This window comes from Altericroceibacterium endophyticum (assembly GCF_009827595.1).
Lineage (GTDB): Bacteria > Pseudomonadota > Alphaproteobacteria > Sphingomonadales > Sphingomonadaceae > Altericroceibacterium > Altericroceibacterium endophyticum.
Genome location: NZ_WTYT01000002.1, coordinates 344,354 through 370,971, shown reverse-complemented (window position 1 = coordinate 370,971; position 26,618 = coordinate 344,354). Strand labels below are relative to the sequence as shown.

27 protein-coding genes are annotated in these 26,618 nt (G+C 59.0%); 15 read left to right on the top strand and 12 right to left on the bottom strand.

Annotated features, from left to right (window positions below; all coding sequences use genetic code 11):
- Positions 1-106: 106 nt before the first annotated feature.
- From GRI91_RS05740 to GRI91_RS05730, 3 genes are all read left to right on the top strand, one after another.
- Positions 107-796 carry an alpha/beta fold hydrolase gene (locus GRI91_RS05740; RefSeq protein ID WP_160735667.1) on the top strand — a complete coding sequence of 230 codons (690 nt, stop codon included), beginning with the start codon at positions 107-109 and terminating at the stop codon, positions 794-796.
- Positions 797-841: 45 nt separating this feature from the next.
- On the top strand, positions 842-2,245 hold the full coding sequence (gene desA, locus GRI91_RS05735) for a syringate O-demethylase (protein WP_160735666.1): 1,404 nt from the start codon (positions 842-844) through the stop codon (positions 2,243-2,245).
- Between the two features lie 201 nt (positions 2,246-2,446).
- Positions 2,447-3,994 (top strand): MFS transporter, encoded by a 1,548-nt coding sequence (locus GRI91_RS05730; RefSeq protein WP_160735665.1) that lies wholly within the window; start codon positions 2,447-2,449, stop codon positions 3,992-3,994.
- Positions 3,995-4,021: 27 nt separating this feature from the next.
- Here the strand turns inward: GRI91_RS05730 and GRI91_RS05725 are convergent, their stop codons facing one another.
- The 3 genes from GRI91_RS05725 to GRI91_RS05715 all read right to left on the bottom strand — a co-directional run bounded on the left by GRI91_RS05725 (position 4,022) and on the right by GRI91_RS05715 (position 6,521).
- Positions 4,022-4,786, bottom strand: coding sequence for an IclR family transcriptional regulator (locus tag GRI91_RS05725; protein ID WP_160735664.1), 765 nt, complete (start codon positions 4,784-4,786; stop codon positions 4,022-4,024).
- A 2-nt stretch (positions 4,787-4,788) separates the two neighbouring features.
- On the bottom strand, positions 4,789-5,916 hold the full coding sequence (locus GRI91_RS05720) for a cobalamin-independent methionine synthase II family protein (RefSeq protein WP_160735663.1): 1,128 nt from the start codon (positions 5,914-5,916) through the stop codon (positions 4,789-4,791).
- 209 nt (positions 5,917-6,125) lie between these two features.
- Entirely contained in the window at positions 6,126-6,521 is a 396-nt protein-coding gene (locus tag GRI91_RS05715) for a nuclear transport factor 2 family protein (RefSeq protein WP_160735662.1), read from the bottom strand.
- Between the two features lie 94 nt (positions 6,522-6,615).
- On the opposite strand from GRI91_RS05715, the gene GRI91_RS05710 reads away from it, so the two are divergent.
- The 4 genes from GRI91_RS05710 to GRI91_RS05695 are packed head-to-tail and all read left to right on the top strand — an operon-like array spanning position 6,616 to position 9,957.
- Positions 6,616-8,274: a GMC family oxidoreductase gene (locus tag GRI91_RS05710; protein ID WP_160735661.1), complete on the top strand. Its 1,659-nt coding sequence runs from the start codon at positions 6,616-6,618 to the stop codon at positions 8,272-8,274.
- The gene (locus tag GRI91_RS05705; RefSeq protein WP_160735660.1) at positions 8,271-8,660 is read left to right on the top strand and encodes a nuclear transport factor 2 family protein; all 390 of its coding nucleotides are present in this window, start codon (positions 8,271-8,273) and stop codon (positions 8,658-8,660) included. Before GRI91_RS05710 ends, GRI91_RS05705 begins: the two co-directional genes overlap by 4 nt.
- Positions 8,661-8,677: 17 nt before the next feature.
- Positions 8,678-9,427, top strand: a complete 750-nt coding sequence (locus tag GRI91_RS05700; RefSeq protein WP_160735659.1) for an SDR family oxidoreductase — start codon at positions 8,678-8,680, stop codon at positions 9,425-9,427.
- An 11-nt stretch (positions 9,428-9,438) separates the two neighbouring features.
- On the top strand, positions 9,439-9,957 hold the full coding sequence (locus GRI91_RS05695; protein ID WP_160735658.1) for a DUF3237 domain-containing protein: 519 nt from the start codon (positions 9,439-9,441) through the stop codon (positions 9,955-9,957).
- A gap of 63 nt (positions 9,958-10,020) precedes the next feature.
- Here GRI91_RS05695 and GRI91_RS05690 read toward each other — a convergent pair whose 3' ends face one another.
- Both GRI91_RS05690 and GRI91_RS05685 read right to left on the bottom strand, forming a co-directional pair.
- Entirely contained in the window at positions 10,021-10,446 is a 426-nt protein-coding gene (locus GRI91_RS05690) for a hypothetical protein (protein WP_202385472.1), read from the bottom strand.
- A 129-nt stretch (positions 10,447-10,575) separates the two neighbouring features.
- Positions 10,576-11,991, bottom strand: coding sequence for a lignostilbene-alpha,beta-dioxygenase NOV2 (locus GRI91_RS05685; RefSeq protein WP_337190325.1), 1,416 nt, complete (start codon positions 11,989-11,991; stop codon positions 10,576-10,578).
- A gap of 219 nt (positions 11,992-12,210) precedes the next feature.
- On the opposite strand from GRI91_RS05685, the gene GRI91_RS05680 reads away from it, so the two are divergent.
- Positions 12,211-12,711 carry a MarR family winged helix-turn-helix transcriptional regulator gene (locus tag GRI91_RS05680; protein ID WP_337190324.1) on the top strand — a complete coding sequence of 167 codons (501 nt, stop codon included), beginning with the start codon at positions 12,211-12,213 and terminating at the stop codon, positions 12,709-12,711.
- A 14-nt stretch (positions 12,712-12,725) separates the two neighbouring features.
- Here the strand turns inward: GRI91_RS05680 and GRI91_RS05675 are convergent, their stop codons facing one another.
- The gene (locus GRI91_RS05675; protein WP_160735655.1) at positions 12,726-13,271 is read right to left on the bottom strand and encodes a TetR family transcriptional regulator; all 546 of its coding nucleotides are present in this window, start codon (positions 13,269-13,271) and stop codon (positions 12,726-12,728) included.
- A gap of 99 nt (positions 13,272-13,370) precedes the next feature.
- Between GRI91_RS05675 and GRI91_RS05670 the strand changes: the two genes are divergently transcribed.
- Both GRI91_RS05670 and GRI91_RS05665 read left to right on the top strand, forming a co-directional pair.
- Positions 13,371-14,429 (top strand): aromatic ring-hydroxylating oxygenase subunit alpha, encoded by a 1,059-nt coding sequence (locus tag GRI91_RS05670; RefSeq protein WP_160735654.1) that lies wholly within the window; start codon positions 13,371-13,373, stop codon positions 14,427-14,429.
- Positions 14,426-14,857, top strand: a complete 432-nt coding sequence (locus tag GRI91_RS05665) for a nuclear transport factor 2 family protein (protein WP_160735653.1) — start codon at positions 14,426-14,428, stop codon at positions 14,855-14,857. Before GRI91_RS05670 ends, GRI91_RS05665 begins: the two co-directional genes overlap by 4 nt.
- 56 nt (positions 14,858-14,913) lie before the next feature.
- Here the strand turns inward: GRI91_RS05665 and GRI91_RS05660 are convergent, their stop codons facing one another.
- Together GRI91_RS05660 and GRI91_RS05655 are read right to left on the bottom strand one after the other, a co-directional pair.
- Positions 14,914-16,188 carry an MFS transporter gene (locus GRI91_RS05660; RefSeq protein WP_160735652.1) on the bottom strand — a complete coding sequence of 425 codons (1,275 nt, stop codon included), beginning with the start codon at positions 16,186-16,188 and terminating at the stop codon, positions 14,914-14,916.
- Positions 16,185-17,075, bottom strand: coding sequence for a DUF8021 domain-containing protein (locus tag GRI91_RS05655; protein ID WP_237437681.1), 891 nt, complete (start codon positions 17,073-17,075; stop codon positions 16,185-16,187). The genes GRI91_RS05660 and GRI91_RS05655 overlap by 4 nt, the downstream gene beginning before the upstream one ends.
- Positions 17,076-17,267: 192 nt before the next feature.
- Here GRI91_RS05655 and GRI91_RS05650 point away from each other — a divergent pair, with 192 nt between their 5' ends.
- The 4 genes from GRI91_RS05650 to GRI91_RS05635 are packed head-to-tail and all read left to right on the top strand — an operon-like array spanning position 17,268 to position 20,601.
- On the top strand, positions 17,268-18,032 hold the full coding sequence (locus tag GRI91_RS05650) for an SDR family NAD(P)-dependent oxidoreductase (protein WP_160735651.1): 765 nt from the start codon (positions 17,268-17,270) through the stop codon (positions 18,030-18,032).
- Positions 18,033-18,047: 15 nt separating this feature from the next.
- Positions 18,048-19,610, top strand: a complete 1,563-nt coding sequence (locus tag GRI91_RS05645) for an FAD-binding oxidoreductase (RefSeq protein ID WP_160735650.1) — start codon at positions 18,048-18,050, stop codon at positions 19,608-19,610.
- Complete coding sequence (locus GRI91_RS05640; RefSeq protein WP_160735649.1) at positions 19,607-20,056, top strand: c-type cytochrome; 450 nt, start codon at positions 19,607-19,609, stop codon at positions 20,054-20,056. The genes GRI91_RS05645 and GRI91_RS05640 overlap by 4 nt, the downstream gene beginning before the upstream one ends.
- A complete protein-coding gene (locus GRI91_RS05635) occupies positions 20,053-20,601 on the top strand; it encodes a hypothetical protein (RefSeq protein ID WP_160735648.1) in 549 nt (182 codons plus the stop codon). The genes GRI91_RS05640 and GRI91_RS05635 overlap by 4 nt, the downstream gene beginning before the upstream one ends.
- A gap of 78 nt (positions 20,602-20,679) precedes the next feature.
- Here the strand turns inward: GRI91_RS05635 and GRI91_RS05630 are convergent, their stop codons facing one another.
- The 3 genes from GRI91_RS05630 to GRI91_RS05620 are packed head-to-tail and all read right to left on the bottom strand — an operon-like array spanning position 20,680 to position 25,310.
- A complete protein-coding gene (locus tag GRI91_RS05630; protein ID WP_160735647.1) occupies positions 20,680-22,149 on the bottom strand; it encodes an aldehyde dehydrogenase in 1,470 nt (489 codons plus the stop codon).
- A gap of 39 nt (positions 22,150-22,188) precedes the next feature.
- Positions 22,189-24,399, bottom strand: coding sequence for a PQQ-dependent dehydrogenase, methanol/ethanol family (locus tag GRI91_RS05625; RefSeq protein ID WP_202385471.1), 2,211 nt, complete (start codon positions 24,397-24,399; stop codon positions 22,189-22,191).
- Entirely contained in the window at positions 24,396-25,310 is a 915-nt protein-coding gene (locus tag GRI91_RS05620) for an SDR family oxidoreductase (protein WP_160735646.1), read from the bottom strand. Before GRI91_RS05620 ends, GRI91_RS05625 begins: the two co-directional genes overlap by 4 nt.
- Positions 25,311-25,408: 98 nt before the next feature.
- Between GRI91_RS05620 and GRI91_RS05615 the strand changes: the two genes are divergently transcribed.
- On the top strand, positions 25,409-25,903 hold the full coding sequence (locus tag GRI91_RS05615; protein WP_160735645.1) for a nuclear transport factor 2 family protein: 495 nt from the start codon (positions 25,409-25,411) through the stop codon (positions 25,901-25,903).
- A 76-nt stretch (positions 25,904-25,979) separates the two neighbouring features.
- Here GRI91_RS05615 and GRI91_RS05610 read toward each other — a convergent pair whose 3' ends face one another.
- Positions 25,980-26,519 (bottom strand): nuclear transport factor 2 family protein, encoded by a 540-nt coding sequence (locus GRI91_RS05610; RefSeq protein WP_237437680.1) that lies wholly within the window; start codon positions 26,517-26,519, stop codon positions 25,980-25,982.
- Positions 26,520-26,618 lie beyond the last annotated feature (99 nt).

Genomic DNA, 26,618 nt, shown 5'->3' with positions numbered 1-26,618 from the left:
TTAGTGGGCCGCATAGCCTCACTCTGCTTTCACGAAAACCCCCTAGCGCAGAGCCTTTTATTCGTATAGGTGAAAATTTCACGAGAGCGAACTCTAAGGCGAATTTATGGTTGTTTTCCTGCCCGGACTGATCTGCGACGCGACAATGTTCACGCCACAAGTCGCGTTTTTTAGCGATTCACGCGCGATTGATGGGTATAAAAATGCTGATAGCATGGAGGAAATGGCACGAATCGTACTCGATTCAGCACCTGAGCGATTCGATTTGTTCGGCCATTCCATGGGTGGCCGGGTCGCGCTGGAGGTGTTTCGTCAGGCGCCCGAACGCGTTCGCCGCTTTGCTATTTCGAGCACAGGCGTGCATCCGCGTAAAGAGGGCGAGACGGAGAAACGCCACGCTTTGCGTCAGGTCGGCTATGATCACGGGTTTGAAGCGCTGGTCGATCAGTGGTTGCCGCCGATGATTGCCGAACAAAATCGCGCGAAGCCCGAAATCGTTCATCCGCTGAAAGAAATGTGCATGGCCGCTGGCCAGGATACATTCGACGCGCATGTCCGCGCATTGCTGGGCCGTCCGGAGGTGGAAAGCCTGCTGCCGCAGATCATGTGCCCTACTCTGGTCATGACCGGAGAGCTTGATCAGTGGAGCCCGCCCGCTCAGCTTGAAGCTATCGCCGATCAGATGCCCAATGCCGAACTGGTCGTGGTGCCCGGTGCTGGCCATATGATCACGCGGGAGGCCCCCGAGGCCGTGAATGCCGCGATTTCCGACTGGCTGGCCCGTCCGGCTGACTGACCCTTTTACGTTTCAACCCCAAGCCTCCCGAGGAGAGGATATCTTATGAGTGAACAAACCCTTCAGCAGAAGCTGGATGCAGCCGGTGATCTGGTCACCTTCCTGCGCAACCAGCAGGTTGGCCCCAACGTCTATCCCGGCGTTCCGGCAGAATATTCCAACTGGCGCAACGAACAGCGTGCATGGGCCGAAAGCGCCGTGCTGTTCAACCAGTCCTACCACATGGTCGAACTCTATGTATCCGGCCCGGATGCGGAAAAGTTGCTGTCCTATCTCGGCATCAACAGCTTCAAGAACTTCCCCGTCGACAAGGCCAAGCAGTGGGTTCCGGTAACCCCCGATGGCTATGTGATCGGCGACGTCATCCTCTTCCACCTAGAAGAAGACGTGTACAGCCTGGTCGGCCGTGCGCCTGCCATCGAATGGCTCGAATTCCATGCCGAAACCGGCGATTGGGACGTCAAGGTCGAGCGTGACGAACGCTGGGCGATGCGTAACGACGGCAAGCGCAAGAACTATCGTTTCCAGCTTCAGGGCCCGAATGCCATGAAGGTGCTGGAAAAGGCCATGGGCGAAACGCCGCCGGATCTGAAATTCTTCAACATGACGACCGTCAATATCGGCGGTAAGCCGGTTCGTGCCCTGCGTCACGGTATGGCTGGTCAGCCGGGTTACGAATTGTTCGGCCCGTGGGCGGATTATGAAGCCGTGCATTCGGCGCTGGTCGAAGCTGGCAAGGATTTCGGCCTGACGCTGGTCGGCGGCCGTGCTTATTCTTCCAACACGCTGGAATCGGGCTGGGTGCCTTCGCCGCTTCCCGCGCTCTATACCGGCAATGATCCGATGCTCGTCGCATTCCGCGAATGGGCCAGCGGCAAGTCCTATGAAGGCATGTGTTCGATTGGCGGTTCCTATGTTCCGGAAACCGTTGACGGCTATTACCTGACGCCGTGGGATCTGGGCTATGGCATCATGCTGAAGTTCGATCATGATTTCGTGGGCCGCGAAGCGCTCGAAAAAATGAAGGACGAAAAGCACAAGCAGAAGGTCACGCTCGCTCTCGACAATGAAGATGTGATGCGCGTGATGAGCTCGGTTCTGACCAAGGGCGACCGCGCGAAGTTCTTCGAATTCCCGAGTGCTGTCTATTCCATGCACCCGTTCGATGAAGTGAAGTGCGACGGCAAGGTGATCGGCGTTTCGACCTGGGTTGGCTATAGCTCCAACGAAGGCAAGATGCTGACCATCGCGATGATCGATCCCGACTTCGCCGAATTCGGCAAGGAAGTTTCGCTCGTCTGGGGCGAACCCAATGGCGGCACCACCAAGCCGACTGTCGAGCCGCATGTGCAGACCGAAATCAAGGCAACCATCTCGCCGGTTCCCTATTCGGAAGTTGCGCGTGATGCCTATGCCGATAGCTGGCGTCAGGCCGGCAAAGGCAAATAAGTCTATCTGACTATCGGCCGATAAGGCTTTGGGAAGGGCGGTTACCATCAGGTAGCCGCCCTTTCTTGATTCAAAGCAGGAATATACTGGCCTGTGCAGCGGAAAATCGATAGGTGCGCGCGCCTCTCAAGATCGGTCGATGCGGACCGATCCGACCAGTCTGTGCAGAGACTCCCTCTGGGCAGAGAAAGGTAAGCGGCCATGGCTCTTCTTGGAATCAATCTGGCTCCACAGACCGAAATCGGTCCGGACGAGATGCAGAAGGGCATGGACCGCCTTATTCTTGAGGCGGCTTTCTCCAGCGCGACCACCGCGCTGACCAGCGGCGTTATACTGACGGCTTTTGCTCTTTATCTCGGCGCATCCAATATGGTGGTCGGTCTGCTGGCCAGTGCGCCCTTCCTGGGGCAGTTGCTGCAAGGTCCGGCCATTCTGCTGGTGGAAAAGGTTCGTCAGCGCAAGAAGCTGTCCTTCATTGCCTGTACGCTGGCGCGGTCCATGTTGCTGGTCATGGCTGCGGCCGTATTTCTGCCGCGCGGTGTGGGGCTGGCGACAGTGGTGGCGGCGCAATGCCTGCTCTGCGGGATCAGCGCATTTTCGTCCTGCCCGTGGAATGCCTGGCTGCGCGATCTGACACCTGATCGCGAATTGGGCGATGTGGTGGCGCGCCGGACCGTCTATGCCACCGTGGTCAGCCTTGGGGCCGGTTTGATTGCGGCCTTCACACTGGATCAGCCCGGCAAGAACAGCGATTTTACGCAGATCGTCTATTGTCTGCTGTATCTCGCCGGATTTATCGCCAGCCTGTTCAGTTCATGGCTGGTGGGCCGGATTCCCGAACCTGCCATGCCGCCTGCCGGGCCGCGGATTTCTCTGCGCGGGCTGCTGGCCGAGCCATTTCGTGATCCCAACTTTCGCCATTTGATCCGGTTTCTGGTCAGCTGGCAATTCGCCGCCAATTTGGCGACACCGTTCTTCACGGTCTATCTGCTGCGGCAGCTCAATTTCGATATGACCTTTGTCATGGGGCTGAGCATTGCGAGCCAGCTCGCCAATTTGCTGGCACTGCGCAATTGGGGCACGCTGAGCGATCTGTTCGCCAACAAATCCGTCCTCGCGGTTGCGGCGCCGACGTATATTCTGTGCATCACGATGATGATCGGCGCATCGCAGATCGAGGATCGGACCATGTTGATGGCCTATCTGCTGGTGCTGCATGTGTTGATGGGCTTTGCCGTGGCGGGGGTGACGCTGGCGACCAGCAATATTGCCCTGCGCCTCAGCCCGCGCGGCGGATCGACCGCCTATGTCGCCTCGGCCGCACTGGCGAGCTCTTTTGCCGCAGGCACGGCCCCGCTGCTGGGCGGTATATTCGCGGATTTCTTCGCCGAGCGCCGTTTTCAGATCATGCTGCGCTGGGTTACACCGCAAAGCGACGTGCTTGTTTCGCCCCTCGAACTATCGAGCTGGGATTTCTATTTCCTGATCGCTGGTATTTTTGGCCTGTATGCACTGCACCGTCTGGCCTTTATCCGGGAAGAGGGGGAAATTGAGCGGCGCGACATGATCCAGCAAATGCTGCATCAGACCCGTCGGTCCGTGCGCAGCATGTCCACCGTTGCAGGCTTCCGCGGGGCGACCGAATTCCCGGTCAATATGCTGCGTGAAGCGCGTCTGCGGACCTTGCGGCGCAAGGCGATTGTCCGGCGAAACAAACAGCAATCACGCAAGCCAAAGACCAAACGCTGAGGCGCAGGCCAGGGACAGCGGCTGGCGTCAATCGGTGTTGAGCAGAGCGCCAATGCGGGCGAGTAAATCCATGGCCCGGCGTTCCACATCATTGTCATAGCGGACCTGCGGGATGGCGACGGACAGCGCGCCGATCGGTGCCCCATTCATTTTTACCACGCGGCCGATGGACCGGATGCCCAGCGTATATTCGGAATCGGTAAAGGCAAAACCGCTGCTGCGGATGCGAGCGATTTCCTCGCGCAATTCCTCTTCATCAGCATGTGTGGAGGGGGTGAAGCGCTTGCGAGTGACCCGGGCGAAGTAGGTTTGCAGCTCGTCTTCGCTGCATTCGGCCAGCAGGGCCTTGCCCGATGACAAGGCATGGAGCGGCAGCCGTGTGCCCGTGCTGACGGAATAGCGCAGCGCGTGATCACTGCTTTCGGTCACGATGGGTTCGACTTCCCATTCGGTCCTGATGAAGAAGCTGCAGGTTTCGTCCAACTGGACCCGCAAGGTCCGAACCAGCGGTGCCACTCTTTCTGAAAGTGTGAAATCGCCCGTGCGGGCTTTCAGTTTTTCCAGACCTGGTCCGGCGGAATATCGCCGTCCATCGCGGATCAGATAACGGCGGTCCACCAGCGTGCCCAGAAGATAGGACAGGCTGGAGACCGGAATCGCCAGAGCATTTGCAATTTCCTGGGCGACGAGGGGGCGGTCATGGGCCACCACATATTCAATAATGTCCAGCGTCCGGGTGGCCGATTTGACCTGACTCGACGCCGAAGGGCTTTGCGCCCCCTCATTCGCCATGATCAGCCGATCCGCTTTTCCGCAATATCCGCACCGCTGCGCAGATTTGCGAGTTTTTTCCAGGCGATGGACGGGTCGATCTTGCCGTAACCGGCAAAAGTGCCAAAGCCGCAATCCGAGCTGGCCATCACGCGGTCTTTACCAACGATATCGACATAGCGCTCGATCCGCTGCGCGATCAGTTCGGGCGTTTCCAGATAGTTGGAGCAGCTGTCGATCAGGCCGGGTGCCAGGATCTTCTCATCCGGCAGCTTGGCATCGCGCCACACGGCCCATTCATGCTCATGCCGCGGATTGGCGCCTTCGAACAGGATTGTCGCGGGGCGCGCGGAGAGCACGATGTCGATGATCTTTTCGAGCGGAATGTCGAAATCATGCGGGCCTTCATAATTGCCCCAGCAGACATGCATGCGCATCTTTTCCGGCGCGATATTGGCCGTCGCCGCATTCAGCGCTTCCACATTGGCCGTGATCGTCTTGAGGAATTCTTCCTCGCTCTGATCCTGATAGCCAGTGTGGCGCGACATGGCGAGATCGGGGCAATCGAGCTGGATCTGCAGCCCGGCATCGACGATCGCCTCATATTCCGGACGCATCGCATCGGCGAGGTCGGCCAGATAGGCTTCATGGGTCGGGTAATATTGGTTGGGCTGAAAGGCCGTGATCAGCCCCGGCGATGCGGAGTTCAGGAAGGCTTCTGCCCCTTTGCCATGTTTTTCCAGCGCATTTTTGAAGCGGCGGACATCATCATGCAGCGGTTGCAGATTGACCAGCTTGACCGGTGCGATGGCACTGGCACGGGTAAATTCCTGCGCGCCCATGATATGGGCCATCTTCTTGGTCAGTTCGGGAACCTGCGCCAGATCCTGCGCGGGCTTGCGCGGAGTGTGGCCGCCAAAGCCGGACAGACGTTCAATGATGTAGGTGGAGTAGCCGACCTTGCCGAGCTCACCATCGCTGACGACCGAGACCCCGGCTTCGACCTGTTTGCGGACGCCTTCATCGACAGCTTCCTGCACAACGCGGTCAAATTCCTGAGGATCATATTCCTCCCCCTTGTCGCGTGCGAGCAGGAGTGGAACGAGGTTTTCGCCGCGGGGCAGGCTGCCCACATGGGTGGTCTTGATCATATAATAAGGCCTCCAGAAATGGATATAGAGCCTTGTTTCATATATGCGAAAATGACGCAAGCGTGAAAGCGATTACGTCATTTTGTGGTACCCGCATGGCGTCACGCAGCCCGGTATTATCCGGCGCCGAATGTCGGTTCAGCGCCGGGACAATATCAGGTCCTTGACCGGCAGTACCATATCAGCAGGGGCAGCTTAGGAAGGCGAAGTCAAGCGACCAGCGCGCAGCCCACGCTCTCGATCTTCCCGCCCCGCAGATGATAATGGATATATTGCCGCATTTCCTGGACTTCACCCTTGGCGATGGGGAACAGGCCGGTGAGCCCCTTACGGTCCAGTTCTTCGCGGGTCAGATCCGCTATGCCTTCCACCCGCACAATGCCTTCCACAGCGGCAAGCTCATCACTGTTGGCATAGCGTTCCACGGTTACGCTTTCCTTCACGAAACGATGCAGGAAGCCGTAAAAATCCTTCAATTGTTCGCGGGTGGTGATTTCCACGCCGAAAAAGGCTATGCGCGGATCATCGACATAAAAGTCGAACACGGCATCATAATCGCGGTTATTAAAGGCCTCGACATAGCGGGCATAGTCGTCGCGCGTCATTATTCTCTCTCCCATTCTCTTGCCAGCAATCATAACGATCGTTAGCAAGTTGGAAAGAGCGCACTTTCGATCGCGCATGAGAGGATGCAGGAAAATGGCTGATACCGCCCCGAGCGAGAATTTCGATTATATCATTGTTGGCGCCGGAAGCGCTGGCTGCGTTGTGGCGGCCCGGCTGTCTGAAGACCCGAATGTGAATGTGCTGCTGCTGGAAGCGGGCGGCAAGGATGACCACGTCTATCTCAAAATGCCGGTGGCTTTCCTCAAGGCAGTGCCCGATCCGCGTTTCAACTGGCCCTATATGACCGAGCCGGAACCGCATCTGAACAATCGGCAGATGCCCTTGCCGCGCGGTAAGGTGATGGGCGGGTCGTCCTCTATCAATGGCATGTTCGCCATGCGCGGGCATCACCGGGATTATGACCAATGGGCGCAGATGGGGGCCAGGGGCTGGAGCTATTCCGAAGTGCTGCCCTATTTCAAGAAGCTGGAAAATAGCTGGCGCGGAGAAGGCCCTTATCATGGTGCCGATGGGCCGATGCAGGTCCGCCCGATCGAAAGCCCGCTATTGCACCACGAACCCTTGATGGAGGCGGCCGAGGGTGCAGGCTTCCATACGAGTGACGATCTTGCTGGCCGCAAGCAGGATGGCTTTGCCCGCGGTGAAATGACGGTGGATGATCGCGGCCGCCGCGTCTCCGCTTCAACCGCCTATCTCAACCCGGCAAAGGGCCGCCGTAATTTGGAAATTCGTTCCGGCGTGCTGGTGCGCAAGATGGCTTTCGAGGGCAAACGCTGCGTCGGTGTGGAAATAGACACGCCTGATGGTCCGCGCGTCATCCGCGCAAGGCGCGAAGTGGTGATTTCCGGCGGCACCTATAATTCGCCGCATCTGCTGATGCTGTCCGGCATCGGCCCGGCTGAGCATCTGCGCGAAATGGGCGTGGAGGTGCTGCATGACAGCCCCGGTGTGGGCCAGAATCTGCAGGAACATGCGAATGTTTCGATGGAATGGTTTGCCAAGAGTCCGGTCACTTTCCTGAATCAGCTGCGCTGGGACAAGCTGGCGGTCAATGCGGTGAAATGGGCGCTGTTTGGCAAGGGCTCGCTCGCCCTGCAGCTCAACAGCTGTAACGTGGTGATCAAGACCCGTGAAAATCTCGATCGGCCGGATATCCAGTTCATGGCCAATCCGATCCGCTTCGATGCGGAAACATGGTTCCCCTTCCTCAAACCGGGGCAGGAACATGTATTCTGGGCCGGGTTGGTCGCGCTGCATCCCGACAGCCGCGGCTGGGTGAGGCTGAAGAGCAAGGACCCGCAGGATGTGGCATCCGTCACGCTCAATCTGATGGCCGAGGAATCGGATCTGGCGACGATGCGCGCGGCCATCCGTGCGGCCCGCAAGATTTACAACACCGCGCCGCAGTCAAAGCTGATCGGCGAAGAGCGTATGCCGGGCATCAATGTCGACAGCGATGCTGAACTCGACGCGTTCATCCGTGAAACCTGCTATGTCGCCATGCACCCGACCAGCACCTGCGCCATGGGCATGGGGGAACGCTCGGTCGTCGATCCCGAATTGAAGGTGATTGGTGTCGAAGGCTTGCGGATTGCCGATTGTTCGGTGATGCCCACGGTGCCCGGTGGCAATACCGGCCTGCCCGCCGTGATGGTGGGTGAGAAATGCGCCGATCTGATCAAGGGGCAAAGCCTGCCAGCAGCCGAGGAAGCCGCGAGTCAGGCGGCATGAGCCGGACCGCAGCGGAAGAAGCCAATCTGAAACTGGTGCTCGACATGTTTGCCGAGGTGCTCAATCCTATGGATTCCTCGGCAGCAGAGCGCTTCATCAGCCCGGATTACATTCAGCACAATCAGGCGGTTGAGCCGGGTCTCGCTCCGTTCAAGGCGTTTCTGGACATGATCCGCGAACAGACGCCGGAGGCAGTGCATGATGTGAAGCGTGCCTTTGTCGATGGCGATCATGTGACGGTGCATTACCATGTCCGCCGCTGGCCGGATGATCTGGGCTGGGCGGTAATGGACATTTTCCGCATCGAAAACGGCATGGTCGCGGAACATTGGGATGTGATGCAGGATGTGGTGGAAGGCGGGCCAAACCCGCTATCACCCTTCTGACGATCCGGGAGAGAGAAATGCGTTTTGAAAACAAGACCGTCCTTGTGATGGGCGGCAATAGCGGCATGGGTCTGGCAAGCGCCAAGGCTTTTGCGAAGGAAGGCGCCAAAGTGCGCATCACCGGCCGCAATCAGCAGACGCTCGATGCGGCTGTTGCCGATATTCCGGGGTCAAAAGGCTATCAGGCCGACATTTCCGACATTGCCGCTACCGAGAAGCTGATCGATCAGATCGAGGCGGAAGACGGCCAGATCGACGTGCTGTATGTGAATGCCGGGGTCGGCGGTTTTGCGCCCCTGCGCGACATTACGGAGGACGACTGGGACCTCGTTCATTCGGTCAATCTCAAAGGCTGTGTCTTTGCCATTCAGAAGTCGCTGCGGCTGATGGGCAAGGGCGGCTCCATCATTGTGACGGGATCAATCGGCGCGCATGCCTCGCTGCCCGGCAATATCACCTATGCGGCGGCCAAGGGCGGCCTCTATGCGGCGGTGAAAGTCATCGCTGGTGAGCTGGTTTCCGAAGGTATCCGGGTGAACATGGTCAGTCCGGGGCCGATCGACACGCCGCTCCTCTATCGCAATCCGGGGATGAGCGATGAAGCGGTCGCCGCGCTGAAAGATCAGATGATCGAAGCGATCCCGATGCACCGCATGGGGGAAGCCGACGAAGTGGCGCGTGCTGTGCTGTTTCTCGCCTCGGAAGAGGCATCCTTTATCACCGCTGCCAATCTGTTCGTGGATGGCGGCGCACTCGAACTGCGCTGAGGAGTTTACCCATGGCCAATGGCCCCTTTGAACCGCCCTTTTCCACCTTTGACAATCCGCGTCTGGAATTCGTCATGGAAGTGCGGCTGAAATTCCCGGATGTCTACACCATCCCCAACACGCCCAATGGCGGCAATCGCAGCGCGGTCATCGTGTCCGAAGGGACGTTTGAAGGCCCGCATCTGAAGGGCAAGGCCGTGCCGCATTCGGGCGGCGATTATGCCTATTTCCGCCCGGATGACACCGCCTGCTTCGATGCGCGCTATCTGCTGCAGGAGGATGACGGCACGTTGATCCTGCTCAACAATAAGGGTTTCCTGTGGGGCCGCAAACCCGACACGATGGAGAAGCTGCGCGACTGGGCCTTCAATGATGGCGAGCCGGTGGAAAACCAGGAATATTACCTGCGCGGCCAGCCGAGCTTTGAATGCCCGGTGGGCAAGCATGACTGGCTGACCAAGCACGTTTTCGTCGGTGTCGGCGAGCGTCGGTCGGATGGCAATGTACTGCGCTATTACGCGCTGATCTGACTTCCTTCGGAAGCCATGCAAACAAGGGGGCGGGGCCAGAGCGGCTTTCCGCCCCCTTTCTCTTTAGCGGGGGACTTTGGGGTTGAGCGAATAATCTGCGTCACCCCGGAATACGAGCAGCGGCCAGTAATAGGCGCGCCAGGCCCACATCAGCACGATGTTGAACAGCACCGACAATCCGCCGAAGACCCATTCAATGACCCCATAATCGAGCACGAAATTCCAGTAGATGATGACGATGTTGATCGGCGTCAGCGCGATCAGCGTCAGCGGCATCCAGCGGTTCATGAGCATGGTCACGCCCAGGATCACTTCAATGATCTTGATCCATTCGAATAATCCGCTGTCGATCAGCGCCTGCGTGAAGGCGATCGCTGCCGGTTCCTGCCCCATGGGCTGCCAGCCGGGCACTAGGAAATGCATCAGCCCGGAATACAGCCACCACAGGCCGAAAATGATCCTGCTGCTGTGGTAAATCGCCTTTCCCATCGAATATCCCCTCCATCATGCGGCCATCTTGTGATCTGCGGCCGTCACTTTCGTGTGTCTTGAAAATCAAAAAAAAGGCCGGTCAGTGCAGGGTGAATGCAGTGCGACCGGCCTTCCAAAGCGATGAAATCAGCCTTTGAGTTTGCTGTCTTCAAGCTTAGCGCGGTTGACCCACGTCCCATGAACCTGGCTGCGCAGGGGCATGTTGAGCTTCACCTTGGCGACCGGCCCTTTCTCAACGTCATCAGCGGGGATGATCCAGAGTTCGGACAGATAGTTGGCCGGGTCCGGGCCATTCGGCTGATCAACCACCGACATCAGCCAGCCACCCTGTTCGGGATCGCTGGAGGGTACATAGACAGGTTCAGAAACACCGGCACCCGGGGGCACGCCCATCATGGTGATGCGGCCATTGCCCGGTTCTATCCGCACGATGGCATTGAAATTGGCACCCACCGGCCCGCCGGGCATGGGCGGCCCGCCTTCGGGGTTCATGCTGAGATACCATGCGCGGCGATAATTGCGGCCCTGTGCGTGGTCGGGCAGGCGGGGCAAATCACCCGGAGGGCCCATGTCGCGGCTTTCGAAACTGTCGCCGGGTTTCGACATGTCGAAAGTCCAGCGGGTCAGCGCCCCGCGTATGTCCTGCTGCTCACGCTCGATACCGCCGGCTTCCCGCATGAAGGAAAAGGCGTTCGTATCGCTCAGGCAAACATCCATATGGACCAGATCGCCATCATCATAGGCATTGACGAAATGGAAGGCCGAGACGCCTTTCGGCCCCTTGAACCAGCGCATTTCATCAACCTTGCCATAGCGCGGCATGATGCCGACCCAGCTTTCACGGTCCTGCTCATGCGCCCAATGCGCGCCGCCATCCTTGATCCGTTCCAGATCGGCCGTGGTCGGGAAAATCGGGAAGATGGCGTATTTTTCGGTGATGCAGAAATCGTGAATGGTTGAGCAATAAGGCTGATCAAACCACTGTTCAGAGGTCAGATTGCCATCCTTATCGGCGATGCCATAGGCCACGTCGAGCGAGCACAATCCGCCAGCTTCATAGCCGAAGAAGAACATTTCGCCGGTTTCATCGTCAATGCGCGGATGAGCAGTGAAGGTTTCGGATTTCAGCGCGCCGTAATAATCCCACTTGCCCGCTGTTTCGAGCGTGTGCGGATTGATTTCATAGCCGCGACCGTCTTCCTTGGTCATGAACAGGCGTCCGCCGTGCCACACGGGGGTGGTATTGGCGAGCGTGCGGTCCTTGCCTTCGACACTCGGATCATCGGTGAAAGGATTGCGATATTTGCCGAACAAGGCGCGGCGCGCTTCCTTTTCGGCGAGGTAGCGTTCGGTTTCGACATATTTGATGTCGTAATCGACCGCGCCTGCGCGGAAGTTGAAGCGTGCCACCATGCCGTCGGCATTCAGCGCGATATCGTCGCCGAACATCGGCACATGGGCATTGTCCGGCACTGCGCGGAAAAAGGCGCCTTCGATTTCCGCGGGAATTTCACCTTCTACTTCAAGGTTGCGAACCGACATTTCCACCCGCCGCGGGGTGTTTGTGCCAATAAAATGAATGGATTGCGGGAATGCTCCCATGGCTTTCTCTCCCAATTTGTTTACTCGCCAACAACTGTAACGAATGTTATGGTCCTCGCCAAGATTATAAGCATTGGCGAAGTTTTTCGTTTCAAACTGGGGATAGAGGTGGAGAGGAATATTGATCAAACGGATGCAGTCGGCGTAGCGGATTATCCTGTGGACAGCACAACATCAGAAAACCGCGTGGATACGCTGCACCAGTTGCTCAAATTGACCAACCGGTTGCTGGCGCCTTTTTCCACCCATCTGGCTCATCGTTACGACATCAGCCTGAATGAATTCCGCATGTTGATGGCAATCGGTCGGCTGGGCGAATGCGCCAGTCACGAATTGGCCGATCATACGGGCGTCAATGTCATGAGCGTAAGCCGCGCCGTGACCGCTCTCAAACGCCGCGACCGAATTTCCGTCACGCCAGATCCCGCCAATCGGCGGCGCAAGACCTTGCGCCTGACGAGTGATGGGCAGCGCTTGTTCGACCTTATGCTGCCGCAGAGTGAAAAAGTGGCGCAATATCTCCTCAGTGACTTGTCCGATGCGGATGTGCGCACGCTGGAGAGAATCACCCACCAGCTGATCGACACGCTCGAACAGCGGGACGAGGATGGGCAGTCGCTGTTTCTGGAAAAGACCAAGCCCGAGGGCGAAGGCGACTGACGCGGGTCCGGTACTTACAAATTCAGCCCGCGGATCAGAACGTTGACGGTCTGCGCGAAGCGTTCGCGCGGTTCACACCCTCGTGTCAGCAGAGCTGCTTTTCCAGATTGGGTGAAAACGGTCCAGCCGGTCACCAGCGCCTGTAAAGCGGCAAGGGCGATATCGCCTTGTTCACCTTCAAGTCCGGCGCGGGCGAGTGCATCTTCAAGCTGTCGCGCGACCGAACTTTCACGCTCGGCCACAGTCGGGGCGATGGCGATTAGAGCAGCAAGGTCGCGCGTATGTTGCTGCGTGTCCCAGATGGACCAGGCCAGCGCACGAAACCAATCAGCGCCTTGAAGATCTTGTGGCACAGCGGCGACCGCTTCGCTGAACAATTGCATCGACATCAGTGCCAAAAGACGGGCCTTGTTGCCGACATGGCGTGCCAGCGACGGAGCACTGACATCCAATTTGGCCGCGAGCTTCCGCAGGCTCAATTGCTCCAGTCCCCCTTCGTTCAGGAGAGCGATTGCTGCGGTCACAATCCGCTCTGAATCGAGTTTTGCGGGACGGCTCATAAACTCTCCATCGCGGGAAGCTGGACAAAAAACAAGTTTACAGTGTAAACATACTGAAGGGATTGAGATCCTTCCGCTTCATCTTTGGGAGAGATAATTATGTATCCATTCGAGACGGGTAGTTTTGCACCTCGCAACGCGTGGTACGTGGCCTGTTTTGCTGAAGAGGTTCGCCAAGAGCTGATCTCGCGTATCATCGTCAACACGCCGCTGGTCATTTACCGGAAACAAGATGGCGAAGTCACCGTGCTCGGCGGGCGCTGCCCACACCGGCATTTTCCGTTGGGCAAGAGTCATCTTGAAAATGATGTCATTACCTGCGGCTATCACGGTTTTTCGTTTGGTTCGGACGGGCAATGCGTGAACATACCGTCGCAGGATCACACGCCCAAGGCCTGTCGCATACCGCAATATCCTGCCGTGGAACATGGAATGTGGCTTTGGGTATGGGTGGGCGATCCTGAAAAGGCAGATCCCGACCTGCTTCCTTCACAGGAGGAATTGGCTCTCAAGAGCCACGGCCTGATTCCGCATACGATGTTCTTTCATGAAGTGGAATGTCGTTATCAGCTGCTCAACGACAATCTGTTCGATCTCAGCCATCTCGCCTTTCTGCATGGTACCAGTATCGGGACACTGGAGAATGCCTCGACTCCCGAAGAGCTGGAAAAACGTGAAGGCTTCGTCTCCAGCATGCGGCATATTCGCGATGCCCCGAGTCCGCCGCTCATGCAAAAGCAGGGACGCTATCCGACTGATCGGATTGATCGGAGCATGGGCATGGCCAGCTATCTGCCGGGCCTGCATATGGGCGTTACAGACGTTTCCTATCCGGCCAGCCATCCGCAGGTGCCAGGCGAAAAGATTTCGCATAACCGCGTTTATCACGCGATCACCCCATCCACGCCGGGCACGTGCTACTATCATTTCGCGGTGGCGGTTGAAGATGGCGTCGATGTCGATCAAATGAGGCACTCACTGGCGCCGGTGATCGATGAGGATATTTTTGCCTCGGTCGAGATTGAAAAAATCATCGCTCTCTATGATGGCGATCCGCCGGCGGAATTGATGGTGAAGAGCGACCGCAATGCCGTGGAAGGCCGGCGGATGCTTCAGGCCATGATGGATGCCGAACAGGCAGAAAAGGAGAGAGCGTGAACGATAATGAACGCCGTGCAATCGAGGCCGACTGTCAGCGGCTGATCAATCTCTATGTCAATCTGAACGATGCGCAGGATTGGGAGGCCGTGGCCAATCTCTATACGGCTGATGCGCGCTTCGCCCGGCCCAGCAAGCCCGATGAATTTATTGAAGGCCGCGCAGCCATTCTGGAAAGCTTCACCGCGCGGCCAGCCCGCGCGCAGCGTCATGTCATCGCCAATACGGTGGTCGATGTGGTCGATGCGGATAATGCCAAGGCCTTCAGCGTGATCGTGCTGTTCATGGGCGAAGCCGCCGAACCCGGCGAGCTTCCGGTGATGAATGCCAAGAGCCCGCTGGTGGGGACATTTACCGATAAATTGGTGCGCAGCGCAGAAGGCTGGCGTTTCGCCGAGCGTGTCGGCGGGCTTGATTTCAAACCCTGATATCCGGGGCAGGCCATCCGCCCGGTGAGTGGACGGCCTGCCTTTACTTGGTGTCTTCAGGCCTTTGCCTGCGCGCTGCTGCGGAGTGCGCGCGGCAGGATGAGAGACAATATCGCGCAAATGGCCACCGGCACGGCGATGGCGACAAAGAAGCCGGCCGTGCTGATGCCGCCCTTGATCAACCATTCCCCGACCATCGGCCCGGCAATGGCGCCCACGCGTGCAATCGCCACGCCCGCGCCAATGGCGGAGGATAATATGTGCGATGGGAAGAGCGAGGGGGTCAGCGCCATGATGGCCATATGGATGCCGGTGATTCCGCCGCCCGCGATCATCAACAGGATGCCCCACATCATCGGTTCTGCCGGCACCACGCCGATGGCCAGCAAAGCCAGCGCGACCAGAACATAGGTTCCGCCGATGGCCAGCGCGGGCTTCCACTTATCCAGCAGCCACGACACGGCGATGCCCACGACCAGACCGCCGCCCTGCAACAAGCCGGCAAGGCGGGATGACAGATCCTTGCTGAAGCCTGCATCGGGCAGGATGGTCGGCATCCAGCTGGTCAGCATATACAGCGCGATTGCATTGACGGCGTAGATCAGCGCAAACAGCGCGAAAGGCAGAATATAGGGCTGCGTGACCAATCGTAATAAAGGTGCGCGCGCACTCCCGTCCGCCGTTTTGTCGGTGCCCTGCCCCGCCGGGCTTGTATCCGCACCTGCATTCGGGCGTCCTTTCGGCAGCGTGAAGAACAGCGCGATTGCCAGCAGCAAAGCGAATATGCCGGGGGTGAAGAAAAGCATTTCCCATCCGCCAAAGCGGACCAGCTCCGGGGCCATCAAGCCGGCCCCCATGGCACCGACCGCGATCCCGGCCGAGACCAGCGACATGATGAAGGCGCGTTTGTCGGGCGGGGCAAGTTCTGCGGAGAGCGCGCTGACATTCGGCAGGCAGGCGCCCAATGCGACGCCGGTGGCCAGCCGCCACAAGGCGAAATGGGGAACGGTGTGTGCAAAGGCGGTGCCAAAGGTCGTCAGAGCGATCGCAGCGCAGGCACCCACAATGAGCGTTCGCCGGCCGAAGCGATCCCCCAGCGGCGCGATCAGCAGGGCACCTGCCCCGAGGCCAAGCAGCACGGCGGAAAAGACGATGCCGAAATTTTCCGGGGCCAGTTCCAGTTCGGGGGCCAGATAGGGCAAGGCGAGCGGCATCGCGTTGAGATCGAAGCCGTCGATCAGCATGACTCCGCCGATCAGGACCAGCGTGATGAAACGCAGCACGCCGCTCATCGCGGCGGCAGGGGCGGGGGCGGTACGGGACATATTCATGCGTTACGCAGCATCGGCTTGGCGCCGTCCTTCTGATCCCAGGGGGAGGGCATGTGATAGGGTACGGTGATGAAATTGGCTTCGATCTGTTCAATGGCGCCAGCGCGGATCTTGAACGCTTCGGCCAGATAGAATGTATGCGGGCGGCGGATCGGGCTGCTGACCTTGGTGCCATCGGTCAGTTCATAGTCTCCCAATTTGCCGCAATGGTCGATAAAGCCATAAGCGAGGACAATGCCGCGCTCCTCATCCATCAAAGGGAAACGGCGGGCGCGCAGGCGGTCGTCATATCGGTAATTGCCCATGCGGAATTGTTCCTCGCATCCCAGAGCGGCAACGGGCACGAAGAAATCGGGATTATTCGTGGTCTGGACGCCATTTTCCACCCGGTTGCAATCAGGGTGAAAGCGGGTGAAAATTGCGCCGTCATTCTGCTCAATCGTCATGAAATAGCCATTGGCCAGCGTCAGCAAACGCTCCCGCGTGGCGCGCTCATGCTCGGGCACGATTTCCTCCATCACCGGCTTGGGCAGGAATTGCGGGTTGGGGAATTTCAGCGCTTCATCCGCATCGCGCACCAGCACTGTTTCGACTTCGGCAATCGCGCCATCGCTGTTCATGCCAAGTCGGAATGTCGTGCCAGAGGACGCGTTTGTTTCCTCCACCGTAGTGAACAGGGCCACTTGCCCGGTGACCGGATCAGCAAAGCGCAGATCATAATCACCGCGCGCGGTGATCGTGTTCCACAATCCGTCACCGATCTGCAAGGCGACATTGTTTTCGGTGTTGAAGACATTCGGCGCCCATTTGACCCGCGACGGATCGCGGGCGAGCAACCCTTCCATGAACATGTCGAGTCCGGCGTAAAGCGCCTCGCGCGTCATCATAACATTTCCTCTCCCGAGCGGTGTGATCGCTCTTTCCCTTTCGCTGGTCAGCATTCATGCGCTGGACCCTGTTGGCGTCAAAGATAGCATTTGTTTTCGCGTCTGGCGCTTGACTCCTATTTACGCTAGTACAAAAGTAACGATCGTTAAAGTGCGGTGACGCCGAAAAAGCGGCGCGGAAATGGGAGAGGCATGAATCCAAGCAACAAGCTTGCTATTGTGACGGGCGGAAATTCCGGCCTGGGCGAAGCAACGACGAAAGCCCTGATGGCCGCCGGCGCGCGGGTCGTCACCTTCGATGTGAGCGGGGAAGCCCCTGCTGGCGCGATTTCTATTCCATGTGATGTCAGCGATCCTGCCGCGGTCAAGCAGGCCGTTGCGCAGGTGGCACAGGACCATGGCCCGATCGCGATTCTGGCGAATTGCGCCGGCATCGGCGGGATCGGCGGTATCGCCAATGCTGATGGTCCGGGTGATCTGGAGGCCTTCCGCCGCGTGGTGGATGTCAATCTGATGGGCGCGGTCAATGTCACCGCAGAGGTCGCGCATCGCATGATCGGCAACGATCCGGAGGGCGATGATGCGGAGCGCGGTGTGATTATCAATGCCTGCTCCATCGCCAGTTTCGAAGGACAGGAAGGGATGGGGGCCTATACCGCATCCAAATCGGCACTGGCCGGGTTGACGCTGGTCTGGGCGCGTGATCTTTCCCGGCACCATATTCGCGCCGCCGGAATCGCTCCCGGCTTTTTCGACACGCCTCTGGTGGCGGGCCTGCCTGAGGAAATGGTGGAAGAATTGCTGGCCGATAGCGAGTTTCCAAAGCGCGCCGGCCGGTCTGAGGAATATGCCGAAGCGGCCCTGTTCGTGATCCGCAATCCTATGTTCAACGGCGATGTGATGCGTCTCGATGCGGGTACCCGTCCGCCAGCGCGCACCCGCTGGACGGCGAATTGAGAAAGTTGATATTTAATGGCTGAGATTCCCCTTCCCCCCAAAATCAATGCATCGCTGCTGCGGCAGGCGCAGCGCGCTTTTGAAAGTGCGCTGGGTGCGGATAAGGTCTTTTTCGAAGAGCTGGACCGGATTTCCTATCAGGATGCCTTCGCCGTGGATGATGCCGCGCATCTTCCCTCTGGCGCCATCGCCCCCACCTCGGTGGAAGAAGTGCAGGCCGTGATGCGGATTGCCAATCAATATGGCATTCCCCTGTGGCCGATCGCGCGCGGCAAGAATCTGGGCTATGGCGGCACCGCGCCGGAATTGTCGGGCAGCGTCGTTCTGGACATGTCCCGGATGAAGAAGATCGAGTTTGACGAACAGATGGGCACCGTGGTGGTGGAACCTGGCGTCGGCTTCTACGATCTTTACGATTACATCCAGCAGAACAATTTGCCCTACTGGCTTTCCACCCCCGGCAATAGCTGGGGCTCGGTGATGGGCAATGCGCTGGATCGCGGTGTCGGCTACACGCCCTATGGCGAGCACACCAAGAAGATCTGCGGCATGGAAGTGGTGCTGCCGGAGGGCGACGTGGTGCGCACCGGCATGGGGGCCTTTGCCGGCGCACCAACCTGGCAGGCCTATCAGTTCGGCTTCGGGCCAAGCTGGGACCAGATGTTCGTGCAGTCCAATTTCGGCGTGGTGACCAAGATGGGTCTGTGGCTGATGCCAGAGCCCGAAAGCCTGATGGGAATGGATGTCGAATTCGACAGTCCGGAGGATCTCAAGGCGATGGTCGACACGATCGGCCCCTTGCGCCGCGAAGGCATTCTTCGTCAGAATCCGTCGATCGGCAACTGGCTGCGTGCTGCCGCTGTGCTGACCACGCGGCAGGAATGGACCGACAAGCCCGGCGCACTGGGTGACGATGTCATCAGCGCGATCCGCAAGCGCTTCAACATCGGCTGGTGGGGCGTCTCGCTGCGCCTCTACGGCCGTGAAGACGTCAACAAGGCATCCTACAAGATCCTGGAAAAGGCGATCAATGACATCAGCCCGATGTCGATCAAGCCGACGACCTGGGTAAAAGGCCAGCCGATGGAATATACCGGCTGGACCGGTACGCCGATGACCTTCCCGATGCAGAATGTGAACTGGTATGGTGGCAGGGGCGGCCATATCGGCTTTTCGCCGATCCTCCCGCAGGATGGCGATGCCGCGCTGGCGCAATTCAAGCGGACCTATGACCGCTACAATGAATGGGGAATGGATTATCAGGGCAGCTTCGCCTTTGGCGAACGCCATCTGACCAACGTCAATGCGATGATCTTCGACAAGGATAATCCCGAGATGATGGGCAAGATCGATCCGTTTTTCCGCACGCTGGTCGCCGATGCGGCGGATAACGGATATGGCGAATACCGGACCCATCTCGATTACATGGATCTGGTCGCTAAGACCTATGATTATAACAACAATGCGATGCGGCGTCTGAACGAGAAGGTGAAGGACGCGCTTGATCCGAATGGCATTCTTGCCCCGGGGAAGAGCGGCATCTGGCCCAGGAAATTGCGCGGGGAGCGGGAGGCATGAACATGCGGAACATCATGACAGCCGGGGTAATGGCCTTGGCCCTCGCAGCGTGTTCAGGCGGTTCGGATTCAGGCGAAGCACCCGCTGGCGGCCCGCCGGAAGGGCAGGGCGGTCCGCCACCTATGCCGCAACCGATCACCATGGCGCAGCGGCCCAATGCTACGGGCGGCGAGAAGCTCTATGTTGAAAAATGCATCATGTGCCATGGCCCCAATGGTATGGGCACCGGTCTGCTTGGCAGGCGGATGGACGTCGCTCTGCTGGAGGAGCGTACGGATCTGACGGTTGATTATGTGACCCAGGCAGCGCGGATGGGGATTGGCAATATGCCTGCAATTCCGCGCGGTGAGGTGAGCGATGATCAGATGAAGCAAATCGCACAATATCTTGCCAGCCATAATGCGGATGCGGAACAGGCTGCCGACGGAGAGGGAGCATCCGAATGATCCGTGCAACGCGTCGGAATGTTCTGGGCGCTGCCACACTGGGCATGGCAGCTATCCCAACGGTCAGCGGTCTGGCTGCATGGCGCTGGCGCCATGGCGATTCACGCGTGCTGCTGCATGATGCGGGCCTCAGCGGCGGAGAGCGCTTTGCCGCTGCGGCGCAGCGTCACGGGACAGCCAGCACGGCGATCACGGGCGACCGGGTTCGCTTCACGCGGCAGATTCTGGCTGACCGGCCAGCGCTTGTCGCTGGTGTCACACGCCATGCCGATCAGTTGATGATCGAAGATGTCGCGCGTGAACAAGGCTATATGCGGGCCGCCTTGCTGCATGGCAAACAGGGGCAATGTTCAGGTCTGGAGTGTCGTCAGGGCTGGAATGGTGTGGGCCGCATCGCGCGTCATGCCGGCAGCGACTGGATTGATGCGCTGGCTGAATTCGCAATTGCTCCGGCCGAAGCGGGGGCGAAAGCCCTGGCCCAAAGCGCTGCGCAAGCCGTTGATCCCGGGCTCATTCTGGGCTGGGTGCTTGTCCCGCGCGGATAAGGTTCATCCCCCAAACAATAAAAACCCTCCCGCAGATTGTCTGCGGGAGGGTTTTTTGTGCGGTGTAACGCCCTGTGATCAGATCGCGCTGGGCGTTCCGGTCAGCAGGATCGTCTTGGTTTCGAGATAGGCTTCGATCCCTTCGGGGCCGCCTTCGCGGCCAATGCCGGACTGTTTGAAGCCGCCAAAGGGCAGGTTGAAGTCCATCTGCATACCGTTCTGGCCAACCGCGCCGGTGCGGATCTGGCGTGCCACGCGGTACGCGGTGTCGGCATCATTGGTCAGCACCGAACCGTTCAGGCCGTAATCGCTTTCATTGGCGATACGGATAGCATCGGCTTCGTCTTCTGCCGGGATCAGGCATAGCACAGGGCCGAAGATTTCTTCCTGCGCGATGCGGCTGGTATTATCGACATTGGCGAACAGGGTCGGCTCCATGAAGAACCCCTTGTTCATGCTCGACGGACGCTGGCCACCGGTCATCAGATCGGCGCCCTTCTTGCCTTCTTCAATGTACATTTCAACGCGTTCGAGCTGACGCTTCATGGCGAGCGGGCCAAGCTGCGTATTCTCATCCGTGCTGTGGCCGATCTGAATGCCCTGCATCACCTTGGTGATAGCTTCGGCCAGTTCGTCATGGCGTTTCTTGGGGACGATCGCGCGGCTCAGCATGGCGCAAACCTGACCGCTCATGATGGTGATGGTGTTACCCAGCAGGCCGGCAGCGGCTTCGATCGGATAATCGTCGGAAATAATGGCCGCCGATTTACCGCCCAGTTCCAGCGTGCAGCGCGCAACGCGGCTGGCGCAGACTTCACCAATCCGCTTACCCGCGCCGGTCGAGCCGGTGAAGGACACTTTGTCGATACCGTGATTGTTGACCAGATGGTCGGAGGCTTCGCGTTCACCCACAGCCAGATTGACCGTACCGGCAGGCATGCCGACAGCTTCGGCGGCTTCCGCGATGATATAGGCTTCCAGCGGCGTTTCGGGTGACGGCTTCATGATGACCGGGCAGCCGGCGATCAGCGCATAGGCCACCTTGGCAGCCATAATGCCGAAGGGGGCATTCCACGGGGCGATCGCGGCCACGACGCCGACGGGTTCCTTGGCGACAATCGCCGTTTCCACCGCCATGCTGTCGCGCTTCTGAACGAACTGATAGGTGTTGCCGAGATCGGCAATCGCCTTCATCTGCATGAGCGCGCCGCCATGCATCATGGGGGCGAAGCTGGCGAGACCGCCGACCTGTGCCGTCCAGCTGGCGCACAGTTCCGGCATGCGCTTTTCAAGATATTCTGCCATTTCGAGCAGCTTCGCACCGCGCTCAGCGGGGGCGGTATGGGGCCAGGGGCCATTGTCGAACGCATCGCGCGCGGCGGCGACGGCCTTGTCCATATCGTCTTTGCTGGCCTCGGCGACACGGCCAACGACTTCTTCGGTATCGGGCGAGACAAGCTCGATCTCGCGGCCGCTGGTCGCAGCGATCCATTCGCCGCCGATAAACAGCTTGTCGGGGTGGCTGATATTTACACCTTCGGGTGTCATGGCATTCCTCCTGATTGTCCGCGCGGGGCGGAGAGTGACTTAATAATTGGACAAAATTTGCAGGGTTCTCGCATCGAGTGGCTTACCCTGCCGTTTCAATTCGGTTTCTCTTTCATGCAGCGCCTGTTGCTGGGAGATAAGATAGGCATGGATCGCGTCCACCTGTTCAGGCGACAAAACGTCGTCCCAGCGGGGCATACCGTTGGGCAGCAGCAATCCTTCCAGCACTATCTGGTGGAAAGAACTGTGAACGCTCTCGCTCATGCGCCGCAGATCGGGGGCACCGGCGCGCGGCTGGTTCGAATGGCAGATTGAACAATTCGCCAGAAACAGACCCTGACCCATGGCGATTTTTGCCGGTGTCATTCCTGAAATCTGCTTCGGCGCTGGCGGCGCTACTTCAAGCGGAGGCAGAGGTTCAGGCAGATCAACCGCAGTGCCGCCCAGCTTGAAAACCAGCAGGCGATTGGCATTGCCGCGGGCATAGGCTGCGGAATAGCCGGGCACGAAACCCCAGCCGCCGCCGCCGAAGCCGGTTGCCACCGCAATATATTGCACCCCGTCCACGCGGTAGGTCATCGGGGCGGCCATGATCGAGCTGCCCGTTTCAATCTCTTTCAGCACGCGGCCCGTATCGGCATCACGCACGAACAGCTTACCCGCCAGATTGCCATGGATGACCAGTCCCGCTGCGGTTGCAAGCGTGCCGAAGCGGTCTTGCCAGCCCTCGGCGGGCACGGCCCATTTGGTGGCACCGGTCAGCGGATCGATTGCCCTCAGTTCATTGGACCAGGGCATATCCTTGACCGACTGGAATTCGGGCAATTGCTGCACGGCCTTCTGGACTGGCGGGGGCAGGGAGCCCAGTGCTTCGACCAGATCGCTGGTGAAGATCAGCGCCGCGCCGGTGCTCAGCGTTTCGGGCCTATGCGGAAGATCTTCCTGACCCGGAGGAATGAACATCAGATTGCCCATGTCGAGGACATTGGCGAAATAGAGATTGCGCGTCGGATCGTAAGCGGCCGGATACCAGTTGCGCGCGCCGGGAGACGCGGGGAAGACGATCTTCGGACCATCCCGATAGTCCGAGCTTTCAGGCGTCAGATTGGGGCGTCCGGTTTCCAGATCCACCCCGTCGGCCCAGCTGGTCCGCACCAGCGCATTGGCCGCGTGGGGTTTCCCGGTTTCCCGATCGATTACATAGAAAAAGCCGTTTTTGGGCGTATGCAGGATGACTGGGCGGTGCGCGCCATCGATCTCCAGATCAGCCAGCACCATGGGCTGCACTGCGGTCAGATCCCAGCTATCCTGCGGCGTCTCCTGATAATACCACTTCATTTCCCCCGTCTCGCGGTCCAGCGCGACGAGTGAATCGAGATAGAGATTATCCCCGCCAGAAGGGGAGCGGGTGGCCAGCGGATAAGGACCGCCATTGCCGGTGCCGACGATCACCTGATCGAACTCAGGGTCATAGGTGATGGCGTCCCACGCCGTCCCGCCGCCGCCAATATCCCAGCGGCTGTCTTTGTCCCAGGTCTTCAGTGCGGCTTCCAGCGCGGGGCTTTCCTGCGGCCCTTCGGCGGGATCGTGCGGAATAGTGTAGAAACGCCAGGCCTCGCTGCCATCGGCGATATTATAAGCGGTGACATAGCCGCGCGTGTCATATTCCGCGCCGCCATTGCCGATAATAACGATGTCACCCGCCACTTCCGGCGCGCCCGTGATGGTATAGCCGCGCTCGGGCTGGGTGATGGTGTTCACTTTCCACACCACCGAACCGGTCTTCGCGTCGAGCGCATAGAGCCAGCCATCCAGCGCGGCGACCATCACCTTGCCATCGGCCAGGGCGACGCCGCGATTGGCTTGATCGCAACAGGCGGAGCGATTGGCCTGCATGTCGACATCGGGTTCAAACCGCCACAGTTCCTCGCCCGTCGCGGCATTGAGCGCATAGGCCCGGCCCAGATTGCCGCCGTGATACATCACGCCGTCAACCACCACCGGGGTTGCTTCCTGCACCCGCGATGTGCCCAGATCATATTCCCAGGCAAGGCCCAGCTCGCCGACATTATCGGCATTGATATCAGTCAGGCGTGAAAAACGGCTTTCGGCCCAATCGCCGCTGGGATTATCCCAATCATCACCCGCGCCGATATCCGCCCGATCCGTTTCGGAATCGGACGAGCAACCGCCAAGGGCGAGCGGTGCCAGCGCGAGCGCTGCGCCGGCGATCAGGCCGCGCAATGTCATGCCGGCCAAAGATGCCGGTTTTCTTCGAAGACTTCACGCAGGCTCTTGGGCTTGCGTCCGGTCACGCGCTCCACGCAATCGGTGACTTCCGAGAAGAAGCCTTTGCGGATGGATTCGCCAAAGGTGACCATATCGTCGCTTGACCACGGAATAGGTCCGTCAGGCACGATATCCGTTGCGTGACGCGGGGCGCCCATCGCATCGAAATATTCATACATCGCTTCGTCATCCACAGGCTGAACGTCGATCGGCTTGCCTGTCATGTCGCTGACGATGGCCATGGCTTCGGGGATGCTCAGCGCTTCCGGGCCGGTCAAAGGCAGGGCCTGATTTTCAAACCCGTCCTGCGTCAGCACGCCAACGGCGGTTGCCACGCAGTCATCGCGGCTGACGAAGCCGACTTTGCCATCGCCGCAATTATCGGGCTTTTCGCCCATTTGCAGCGCCGGAATGGCCATGGCCGTGGCAATGGCTTCGGCATATTGGCTGTCGCGCAGATGGGTCCAGGCGGCGCCTGATGCTTCGATGATTTCTTCGGTCGCGCGGTGATCAATCTTCACAATCGCCGGATTGTCATCCTTATGGGCATTGATCAGCGAGGTGTAGACGATGTGCTTCACACCCTGCGCCACGGCGGCATCCACGGCATTTTTATGCTGGCCGACCCGCGTGCCCACTCGTGCGGTGGAAATCAGCAGCATCCGCTCGCCGCCTTCCATGGCGGATGTCAGACTGGCTGGATCGTCAAAATCGGCGGTGCGGCAATGCACGCCGCGTTCTGCGAAAGCGGCCAGTTTCTCGGGTGTTCGTGACAGGAATATGAGATCTTCGGGGGCGCATTTTTCGAGCAGCAAGCGGGCGGCAGCGCCTCCAAAAGCTCCGGACGCACCGGTGACGATAATCTTACCCATAATGTCTTCTCTCCCAAGGGATATGATGCGATCGCTATCGCTTGCCGATGATAATAACGAGTGTTACGGTTGAGGCAAGAAAGGGAGAAGGAATTTCTATGAAACTTGCCGTTGAAGACCGTTTTGCACTGCAGGATCTGATCGCCGATTACAGCTGGGCGCTGGATACGGGCGATGTTGAGGCTCTGGTCGCGCTATACACCGAAGACGCCGTGATGATCGAGGAAGTCTTTGAAGAGCCCGATATCTGGGAAGGCCATGATGGCATTCGCGGTATTTCCGAACATTATCGTAATGCGGAAGGCTTCCCCGGCCGTCAGCACCATGTGACGCAAATCAAGTATCTGCCGCAGGATGATGGCACGGTGAAGATGAAGAGCTTTGCCTTCGTCACGGAATGCGAAGGTGAGCCGCCTTATCTGCTGCGTTTTACCGGCTGGTATGACGACCACGCCGTGAAATGCGATGATGGCGCATGGCGTTTCAAGCGCCGCACGATTCGTCTGTGGGATGGAGAAGTGCTGAAGAACTTCCCCGGCCGCGGCGAATGGGTGCCACGCAAACGCCCGGATTCGCTTATCATCAAGAAGTAAGCGGCGCTCTGCCCAAGTTGAAAACCCCTCCCATACATTGCGCATGGGAGGGGTTTTTCATGTCCGTCGCTGCGGATCAGTCGATCTGCTTGTCATTCGGATCGATCGGCGCTTCACCGCGCAGCATCGGGTCCCAATGCTCGGCGATCTTGCCGTCCTCAATCCGGAACAGGTCGAACCAGGTCGAATAATAGTCGTTGCCCTCGGCGTCCTTCTCCGGACGAACGAAGACGACACTCACCAGATCGCGCTCCGCCAATATGGTGACGAGCGGGAGTTCGAGCGTATCCTTGACTTCACGCACCGGGCGCGTGGAGCTGACATACTCTTCCAGTGCGGCCCGGCCGCTCACGACAGTGGGATTGTGCTGGATGTAATCCTCGCGGATGAATTCCTTGGCCTTATCGGCCTGCCCGGCCTGCAGCACGGTGCGATACATGTCGTAAACCAGCTGCTTGTTTGCTGCCAGTTGCGGGTCGTCGCTGGTCAGTAGCGCGTGCTGATCTTTGGCCAGGGTGGGGGGGGTCATATTCACCTGTTTGCTTTCCTCTGCGATGGAAGGGGTGGCGATGCTCGCCATTGCAAGGGCCGCCAATGCCGCAAATCGTATCCGCATAATTGTTCCTCTCCGTAATTTGTGACTGACCGTGCCAAACTCAGGGTGACGCAGCAAGGTGTGCGAGTTAGGGGCCAGGGAATAGTTTCGATGAAAGAT

Coding starts and splice junctions, on each gene's coding strand:
- GRI91_RS05630 (WP_160735647.1), bottom strand. CDS start 22,149: ATGACACCCGAAGGTGTAAATATCAGCCACCCCGACAAGCTGTTTATC.
- GRI91_RS05660 (WP_160735652.1), bottom strand. CDS start 16,188: ATGAATATGTCCCGTACCGCCCCCGCCCCTGCCGCCGCGATGAGCGGC.
- GRI91_RS05740 (WP_160735667.1), top strand. CDS start 107: ATGGTTGTTTTCCTGCCCGGACTGATCTGCGACGCGACAATGTTCACG.
- GRI91_RS05695 (WP_160735658.1), top strand. CDS start 9,439: ATGGCCAATGGCCCCTTTGAACCGCCCTTTTCCACCTTTGACAATCCG.
- GRI91_RS05710 (WP_160735661.1), top strand. CDS start 6,616: ATGGCTGATACCGCCCCGAGCGAGAATTTCGATTATATCATTGTTGGC.
- desA (WP_160735666.1), top strand. CDS start 842: ATGAGTGAACAAACCCTTCAGCAGAAGCTGGATGCAGCCGGTGATCTG.
- GRI91_RS05675 (WP_160735655.1), bottom strand. CDS start 13,271: ATGAGCCGTCCCGCAAAACTCGATTCAGAGCGGATTGTGACCGCAGCA.
- GRI91_RS05670 (WP_160735654.1), top strand. CDS start 13,371: ATGTATCCATTCGAGACGGGTAGTTTTGCACCTCGCAACGCGTGGTAC.
- GRI91_RS05685 (WP_337190325.1), bottom strand. CDS start 11,991: ATGTCGGTTCGCAACCTTGAAGTAGAAGGTGAAATTCCCGCGGAAATC.
- GRI91_RS05610 (WP_237437680.1), bottom strand. CDS start 26,519: ATGCGGATACGATTTGCGGCATTGGCGGCCCTTGCAATGGCGAGCATC.
- GRI91_RS05625 (WP_202385471.1), bottom strand. CDS start 24,399: ATGACATTGCGCGGCCTGATCGCCGGCGCAGCGCTCGCGCTGGCACCG.
- GRI91_RS05635 (WP_160735648.1), top strand. CDS start 20,053: ATGATCCGTGCAACGCGTCGGAATGTTCTGGGCGCTGCCACACTGGGC.
- GRI91_RS05645 (WP_160735650.1), top strand. CDS start 18,048: ATGGCTGAGATTCCCCTTCCCCCCAAAATCAATGCATCGCTGCTGCGG.
- GRI91_RS05690 (WP_202385472.1), bottom strand. CDS start 10,446: ATGGGAAAGGCGATTTACCACAGCAGCAGGATCATTTTCGGCCTGTGG.
- GRI91_RS05620 (WP_160735646.1), bottom strand. CDS start 25,310: ATGGGTAAGATTATCGTCACCGGTGCGTCCGGAGCTTTTGGAGGCGCT.
- GRI91_RS05720 (WP_160735663.1), bottom strand. CDS start 5,916: ATGATCAAGACCACCCATGTGGGCAGCCTGCCCCGCGGCGAAAACCTC.
- GRI91_RS05705 (WP_160735660.1), top strand. CDS start 8,271: ATGAGCCGGACCGCAGCGGAAGAAGCCAATCTGAAACTGGTGCTCGAC.
- GRI91_RS05730 (WP_160735665.1), top strand. CDS start 2,447: ATGGCTCTTCTTGGAATCAATCTGGCTCCACAGACCGAAATCGGTCCG.
- GRI91_RS05725 (WP_160735664.1), bottom strand. CDS start 4,786: ATGGCGAATGAGGGGGCGCAAAGCCCTTCGGCGTCGAGTCAGGTCAAA.
- GRI91_RS05715 (WP_160735662.1), bottom strand. CDS start 6,521: ATGACGCGCGACGACTATGCCCGCTATGTCGAGGCCTTTAATAACCGC.
- GRI91_RS05615 (WP_160735645.1), top strand. CDS start 25,409: ATGAAACTTGCCGTTGAAGACCGTTTTGCACTGCAGGATCTGATCGCC.
- GRI91_RS05640 (WP_160735649.1), top strand. CDS start 19,607: ATGAACATGCGGAACATCATGACAGCCGGGGTAATGGCCTTGGCCCTC.
- GRI91_RS05650 (WP_160735651.1), top strand. CDS start 17,268: ATGAATCCAAGCAACAAGCTTGCTATTGTGACGGGCGGAAATTCCGGC.
- GRI91_RS05655 (WP_237437681.1), bottom strand. CDS start 17,075: ATGATGACGCGCGAGGCGCTTTACGCCGGACTCGACATGTTCATGGAA.
- GRI91_RS05700 (WP_160735659.1), top strand. CDS start 8,678: ATGCGTTTTGAAAACAAGACCGTCCTTGTGATGGGCGGCAATAGCGGC.